General features: G+C 74.4%; 8 protein-coding genes. 6 read left to right on the forward strand and 2 right to left on the reverse strand.

The window, feature by feature from the left end; genetic code table 11:
* Positions 1-54: 54 nt before the first annotated feature.
* The 5 genes from ACIQGQ_RS22605 to ACIQGQ_RS22625 all read left to right on the forward strand — a co-directional run bounded on the left by ACIQGQ_RS22605 (position 55) and on the right by ACIQGQ_RS22625 (position 4,731).
* Positions 55-771 carry a response regulator transcription factor gene (locus tag ACIQGQ_RS22605; protein WP_402398532.1) on the forward strand — a complete coding sequence of 239 codons (717 nt, stop codon included), beginning with the start codon at positions 55-57 and terminating at the stop codon, positions 769-771.
* A complete protein-coding gene (locus ACIQGQ_RS22610; RefSeq protein WP_402398428.1) occupies positions 761-2,749 on the forward strand; it encodes a sensor histidine kinase in 1,989 nt (662 codons plus the stop codon). The genes ACIQGQ_RS22605 and ACIQGQ_RS22610 overlap by 11 nt, the downstream gene beginning before the upstream one ends.
* Positions 2,750-2,850: 101 nt before the next feature.
* Positions 2,851-3,297: a hypothetical protein gene (locus ACIQGQ_RS22615; protein WP_402398429.1), complete on the forward strand. Its 447-nt coding sequence runs from the start codon at positions 2,851-2,853 to the stop codon at positions 3,295-3,297.
* Positions 3,298-3,397: 100 nt separating this feature from the next.
* The gene (locus ACIQGQ_RS22620; protein ID WP_402398430.1) at positions 3,398-4,048 is read left to right on the forward strand and encodes a class F sortase; all 651 of its coding nucleotides are present in this window, start codon (positions 3,398-3,400) and stop codon (positions 4,046-4,048) included.
* Positions 4,049-4,239: 191 nt separating this feature from the next.
* Complete coding sequence (locus ACIQGQ_RS22625; protein WP_402398431.1) at positions 4,240-4,731, forward strand: hypothetical protein; 492 nt, start codon at positions 4,240-4,242, stop codon at positions 4,729-4,731.
* Between the two features lie 81 nt (positions 4,732-4,812).
* On the opposite strand, the gene ACIQGQ_RS22630 is transcribed toward ACIQGQ_RS22625, so the two are convergent.
* On the reverse strand, positions 4,813-5,619 hold the full coding sequence (locus ACIQGQ_RS22630) for a RimK family alpha-L-glutamate ligase (protein WP_402398432.1): 807 nt from the start codon (positions 5,617-5,619) through the stop codon (positions 4,813-4,815).
* The gene (locus ACIQGQ_RS22635; protein WP_402398433.1) at positions 5,616-6,563 is read right to left on the reverse strand and encodes a RimK family alpha-L-glutamate ligase; all 948 of its coding nucleotides are present in this window, start codon (positions 6,561-6,563) and stop codon (positions 5,616-5,618) included. The genes ACIQGQ_RS22630 and ACIQGQ_RS22635 overlap by 4 nt, the downstream gene beginning before the upstream one ends.
* A gap of 461 nt (positions 6,564-7,024) precedes the next feature.
* On the opposite strand from ACIQGQ_RS22635, the gene ACIQGQ_RS22640 reads away from it, so the two are divergent.
* The coding region (locus ACIQGQ_RS22640; RefSeq protein WP_402398533.1) for a tectonin domain-containing protein at positions 7,025-7,156 on the forward strand (132 nt) is incomplete at its 3' end.

Raw genomic sequence — 7,156 nt, forward strand, 5'->3', positions numbered from 1 at the left:
GCCCCGGCGGCCGGTGCGCGGTCCTCTACGATCGTACGGGTGTGCGCACATGTCATGGTCGCCGAGGACGACGAGAAGCAGGCCGAGCTCGTCCGCCGCTATCTCGAACACGAAGGCCACGCGGTCACGGTCGTCGGCGACGGGCTCGCGGCCCTCGCCGGGGTCCGGCACCGCGAGCCCGATCTGCTGGTGCTCGACGTGATGATGCCGCGGGCCGACGGTCTCGACGTGGTCCGGGTGCTCCGGGCCGAGCAGCGCGAGCTGCCGGTGCTGATGCTGACGGCCCGCTCCACCGAGGACGACCTGCTGCTGGGGCTGGACCTCGGCGCGGACGACTACCTCACCAAGCCGTACAGCCCCCGCGAGCTGATGGCCCGGGTGCGGACCCTGCTGCGGCGCAGCCGCCGGGGCGGGCCGGGCGGCGCTCCCGTCCCCGGTGCGGATTCCGCGCTGCGGGTCGGGGAGCTGCTCGTCGACCCGGACCGGCACGAGGTCAGGGTCGGGGACCGGGCGGTGGAGTGCACACCGGGCGAGTTCCGGATCCTGGCCGCCATGGCGGCCGAACCCGACCGGGTCTTCACCCGGCAGCGGCTCCTGGAGGAGTTGCACGGCTTCGACCGGTACGTCAGCTTCCGCACGGTCGACGTGCACATCATGAACCTGCGCAAGAAGATCGAGCCCGCACCGCGCCGCCCGGTCCGGCTGCTGACGGTCTTCGGTGTCGGCTACAAGCTGACGGACCCGGCCGGGAGCGCCCCGCGTGCGTCGTGAGCGACGGCGGGCCCGACTGCCGTTGCGCGGGAGCCTGTTCGGCCGGCTGCTGACGGTGTCCGCGCTGGTGGCCGCGTGTTCGGTGGCGGCGACCGCATGGATAGCCGTACAGACCACCTCCGGCGCCATCAAGCAGGAGCAGGGCCAGAACCTGACGGCGGACGCCCGCATCTACAACACCCTGCTCGGGTACGCGGCGACCCATCCCACCTGGGACGGGGTCGACGGCACGGTCCGCGAGCTGGCGCGGCAGTCCGGGCGGCGGATCGCGCTCACCACCCAGCGGCGCGTACCGCTCGCCGATTCCGTCGCCCCGTCCCCGCCGTCCGCGCTTCCGCCGCAGGCCTCGGCGATCGTCGATCCGCTGTCGGTGGACACCGCGCTGTCCCGGACCGTCGAGGGGACGGGCGGCACGGCCCCGGGGGCCGAGGGTGCCGCGGCCGGAACGGGCGGCACCGCCGAGCGGGTCGACCCGAGGGCGGTCGGCCCGTTCCTCCTGCCCGCCGCCGAGCGTACGGCCCTGCTGCAGACCGCCGAACGGTACGCGGCCTGCCTGAACCGGATCGGGGTCGCGGCGGACGTGGTCCGCGGACCCAGCGGACGCCCCCGGGTGCAGCGGGTCGGCGGCGGCCCGGACCGGGCGGGGGACGACCGGTGCGGTTCCGAGGCGCTGGACGCCCCGACCGCGACCGAACGGAAGGCACTGGACGCGCTCGACGCCCTCGCCAACGCCTGCCTGAAGCGCCAGGACCGCTCCGTCATCCATCTCAACCCGGACCTGTCCTGGGACGACGGCGTCCGGCCCCGGGAGGCCGCGAGCGCGGCCGCCCGTACGGCCCCCACCCCCGTGCCGACGGTGCGGACCGGTGAGGACGACCGGGCAACCGCCTCCTGCGTGGACACGGCGCGACGGGAGCAGCTCAGCTCCTACGTCGCCTCGCCCGCCCTGCTGTTCATCGGCGCGGAGAACGGCACGACCGTTCCGGGTTTCGACCTCTCCCCCGCGAACACCGCGAAGATCGCGGGCGCGGCGGCGCTGGTCCTGGCGCTCACCGTCGGGGCCACCGTGCTCGCCGGATCGCGGCTGGTGCGGCCGCTGCGTGCCCTGACCGGTGCGGCGCAGCGGATGCGGGACGGGGAGGACTCCGAACCGGTGCTGGTCAGCGACGACAACGAGATCGGGCGGCTCGCCGCCGCGTTCAACGACATGGCCGGCCACCGGGCGCGGCTGGAGGCGCAGCGCAAGGACATGGTCAGCGACGTCGCCCATGAGCTGCGGACCCCGCTGAGCAACATCCGGGGCTGGCTGGAGGCCGCGCAGGACGGTCTGGCGGAGCCGGACCCGGCGTTCATCGCCTCGCTGCACACGGAGGCCGTGCAGTTGCAGCACATCATCGACGACCTCCAGGACCTCGCCGCGGCGGACGCCGGCGCGCTGCGGCTGCACCCCGAGCCGGTACGGGTCGAGGACGTGCTGGCGCAGGTCGTCTCGGCGCACCAGGGACGGGCCGAGACGGCGGGGGTCGCGCTCACCGCCGGGACCGGCTCCCCCGGCACGCTGTGGGCCGATCCGGTCCGGCTGCGTCAGGCGATCGGCAACCTGGTCTCCAACGCGGTGCGCCACACCTCACCGGGCGGGCGGGTCACCGTCCGCGCCCACGTGGACGGGGCGGACGGGGACGCCCCGGACGTGGTGATCGAGGTCGCGGACACCGGCAGCGGCATCCCGGCCGAGCATCTGCCGTACGTCTTCGACCGCTTCTGGCGGGCCGAGAAGTCGCGCAGCCGCCGCACCGGGGGCAGCGGGCTGGGGCTGGCGATCGTACGGAAACTCGTGGAGGGGCATGGCGGTTCGGTGGACGCGACCAGCGTCGAGGGCGAGGGCTCGGTGTTCACGATCCGGCTGCCCGCCGACACCGGCGCCCCGGGCCCGCCACCGCCCTTGACCGGGCCTGATGCGATGACCACAAGGATCTGACAGCTTCCTCACAACTCCACGCCAGCCTGTCGGCATGCCTCGCGCCCGGCACCGAACGCGTACCGGGCAGCAACGAGGCCGACCTGGAATGGAGTCACCCCATGCCCCACCGTCTCCTGCGCACCGCCGTCCTCGCCGCCGTCGCGGCGGGCGCGGTACTCGCCCCCTCCGCCGCGGCCTTCGCCGACACCACGCCCAAGCCCGCCACCCCGTCGGTGGAGCCGTCCGCCGTTCCGTCCGCGGACCGGGCCCGGGCAGCGGCGGCCGAAGCGGCGGCCGGACAGTCCGCGACCCCGTCGGTGGCACCCCGCGGCGGGGTCGCCGCGGGCGAGAGCCCGACCCCCGTCCCGGCCAGGACCGCCACCGCCGAGCCCACGGTCCGGGACGGCGCCGCTCCGCGCGGTGGCGTCGACGCCGGTGAGCGCCCGGCCGGAACCTCCGGCGACAGCACCCCGGCGCTCGCCGGGTCGGCCGCCGGGGCGCTGCTCCTCGCCGGGGCGGGCACCTTCGTGCTGCGCCGCCGCTCGGCGGCCCGCCAGAACGGCTGACCGGCCGACAACCCGCGTGTGGCGCCGTCCGTTCCCGGGCGGCGCCACCGTCGCTTCCCCGTCTCCGCCCCGTCCAGCCCCGTCCAGCCCTGGAGCGCCCATGCCCCGTACCCGCCCCCGTGTCCCGTACCCGCTCCGGTCGATCGCGCCGCCGCTGCTCGCCGCCCTGCTCCTCGCCGGCTGCTCCTCCGCCCCGGACGCCCCGTCCGCCGCCCCGCCCCGCGACGTTGCGGGTGCGGCCGCTCCCAGCACCGGGCAGCGGGCCGGGGCGGCGGACAGCGGCACGCGGGCGGGCTCCCGTTCCACGGCCGCCGCCCCCGTCCGCGTCGGCATCCCGTCGCTCGGGATCGACAGCGAGCTGATGCGCCTCGGCCTCAACCAGGACGGCACCGTCGAGGTCCCGCCCGCCGAGAAGGGCATGACGGCGGGCTGGTACACCGGTGGCGCCACGCCCGGCGAGCCCGGCGCGGCCGTCATCATCGGGCACAACGACACCCGCTACGGCAGGGCCGTCTTCCACGACCTGCGGAGGATCGCCAAGGGGGCGGACATCACCGTCCGCGACGAGCACGGTGCGAAGCTCCACTTCACGGTCACCGCCACCGAGTCGGTGGCCAAGAAGGCGTTCCCGACCCGGAAGGTCTACGGCGCCACCCGCACCAGCACCCTTCGCCTGATCACCTGCGACGGCGCCTTCGACGCCCAGGGCCACCCGGTCGACAACCTCATCGTGTACGCGGACCGGAGCTGAGAGCCCCGGGGCCGGGGCCGCCCGCCCCGGCCCTGCCCGGAGGACACCATCCAGCCAATTCTTGACGCGCACCTGACATTTGACGGTGTTTCTGGGACCGTCCCTGGCACGCCCGTCCGTACCCCCGCCGCGCACGCGGACGAGGCGCCGCTCGTCCCCCACACCCATACGGACGCGGCACGAGGAGTGACATGAGGCTCACACCGAAAATCTCCTGCGTCACCGCCCTGACCATCGCGGTCATCGCCGGCGCCGCCACCGCGGCGAGCGCCCTGGGCCCCCAGGCCTCGCAGGTGGACGGCAGCATCACGGCCGCGGGCTCCACCTGCACCTGGGCCAACGCCACCGCCAGCGCCGCCGCGCCCACCACGCTCACCATCGACCGCACCACCGTCAACAGCGGCGTGAGCTGCGGCGGCGGCGCGAGCGCCACCCTCAACAACAACCCGACCGTCACCTTCAACGACACGGCGGGCACCGCGACGTCCGACCTCATCGACATCACGGTGAAGCAGAGCATCATCTCGTGCAGCTACCGGGCGACGAACGTCGGCTGGTCCCGCGACGGTTCCACCCGCACCTACAAGAACCAGGCGTTCACCGCGTCGAAGAGCTCCGGCAGCTTCCTCTGCCCGGGATCGATCACCGCCGACCCCGGCTCCGCCTCGCTGAACTTCCACTGATCGCCGCACCGCCGCCACACCGGCCGGGCGCCTCCCCACCGCTTTCCCGCAGGAGGAGGCGCCCGGCCACCGGACCGGTCCTCAGGGCCGCCGCAGGGCCAGGGCCGCCAGTGCCTCGGGTGCCCCCTCCGGGCCCCGGATGCCCGGGAAGGCGTTGACGTCGACGACGACGGGCCCGCCCTCCCGGTCCAGCAGGTCGACACCGTAGACGTCCAGGCCGAAGACCTCGCCCGCGCGCAGCGCCGTCGCGATCCAGCCGGACGGCAGGTCGCGGACCAGCGGCGTGCGGTGGGCGCCCCGGGGCGGGCCGCCCACCGGCGTGGGCCGCACCCCGGTGAACACCTCTCCGGCGATCACCCACAGTTTGTGGTCCCAGCCGCTGTTCGGGACGAATTCCTGCAGGACGACCGGCTCGTCGGGCCAGGCGGCAGCGAGTTCCCGCAGCTCGTCCGGGCCGTCGACGCGGGCCACCAGGTCGGCGCGACGGCTGTGCCGGCTCTTGACCATGACCGGATAGGGCCGCCGCTCCGCTTCCGGCAGCGCCTCGGACAGCGCCGGCAGGGTACGGGTACGGGGCATCGGCAGGGCCCCGGCCTCGGCCGTCCCGGCGATCCGGTGCCGGTCCTGGCACAGCTCGGTCGCGGCGGCGGAGTTCACCACCCGGGCGCCGTGCGCTTCGAGGCGGCGGGCCAGGGCCAGCGCCGCGGGGGTGTGCGCCTTGAGGAGGCAGACCTCGGCGGGGCCGTCCGCGGCGATCCGTTCCCACGGGTCGCCCGGCCCGCCGTCCGGATCGAGGAAGGCCACCCGGTGCCCCGCCCCGGTCAGCAGGGCCGCCGTCGCGGCGAGCAGCGGGTGGCCCGGCTTGTCGGTCAGCAGGCACACCCTCATATCTGGACGCCTCCCGGCGCGCCCACCGGCAGGCCCGCCCCGGCCCCCGGAACCGGCCGGGGGTGGGGCAGCCCCAGGGAGAGCCGCGGCCGGGCCGGCGCATGCGCCGCCGGGACCCGTACCCCGCGCCCGGCACCGCCCCCGGCCCTGGCCAGGTCGAGCACGGCACCGGCCACCCGGGACACCGCGTCGGGCACCTGGCGGAAGCTCGGGAAGTCGTTGATGTCGACGACCACCGGACCGTCGGGGCCGAGCACCACGTCGATGCCGTACAGATCGAGGCCGAAGACCTCGCCCACCTCGGCCGCCACGGCGGCCACCTCGGAGGAGAGCGGGACCGGACCCGCGTCGTCCGGCCCGTCCGGGTGGATCGGGGAACGCCGCAGCGTCGCGTGGAACTCGCCCGCGAGGCAGTAGACCTTCAGGTCGGTGCCCGGGTTGGGTACGTAGGGCTGCGCGATCAACTGGCCCTCGCCCGGCTGCTCCGCGTCCGCCAGCCCCGCCGGGTCCGCCACCAGCCGCACCCCGCGCCCGGAGCTGCCGTCGGCGGGCTTGACCACCAGCGGGAACAGCTCCTCGGGGACGTCCGCGAACATCGAGGCCCGCGGCGCCGAATAGGTCGGCGGAACCGGCAGCCCGTGCTGGGACGCGATGATCGAGGTGAGGACCTTGTCACGGACCGCGCGTATCGACCGCGCGTCGTTCACCGTGGTCAGGCCCACGGCCGCGGCGGCCTCCAGCAGGGCGAGCCCCGGCCCGCCGGACACCGTCTTGAGCACCCAGGCGTCGTGGGTCCCCGCCCTGACCTCCTCCGAGACCCGCAGCAACGAGCCGCCCGGCCGCACCACGTCCACCTGGTGGCCCCACGACACCAGCCGCCGGACCACGTCGAGCGGCATGCCGTCACACCGGTACAGCTCCTCGACGAGGAAGCAGAGCTTCATCCCAACACCCCTCGAAGCCCCCACGGCGGTGAGGGCACAACGATGCTCCACGGTGCCCTGCGAGCACCGTCAAAAGGTCAACGCTACGTCACGCTCAAGCCAACACCATGACGGCCAGACCATCCTGACGGTACGTTGCCCGCTCCTCGGCCCGGGGGGGTATGGCCCGGGTGTGCGGCCGGCGCGGTCCGGCGGATCTCTTCTCGGGGCCCTCCGGGGAGTTCTCGTGTACGCGTCGGAGTCAACGCGGCATCCACGCGTAACCCACAGTCGGGAACCGCGTTCAGGTCATCCATGGCGAACCACTGGGCCCGGCACGTCCGGCCCGGAGGCCACTCCACCCGATAAACGCAACTTTCCGGACAAAGGAAAAGCCGTGCCGCGAAGACGTCCGCATGCTGAATCGTTCCGCCTCGGGAACGTCCGGGTGCAGCATTCCCAGAGGGAAAGGGGCCGGTGAAATGGCCGACTGGAAGCAGATCAGCGGTGCGCTTGTCCGGATCTCGGCCGGGTCCAGGACCAATGTGTGGGGTGTCAACGCGGGCGGAAACATCTACCGCTACACCAACAACGACGCCAACCCCTGGGTACAG

Origin of the sequence: Streptomyces sp. NPDC092952, from assembly GCF_044754785.1 — a bacterium.
Lineage (GTDB): Bacteria > Actinomycetota > Actinomycetes > Streptomycetales > Streptomycetaceae > Streptomyces.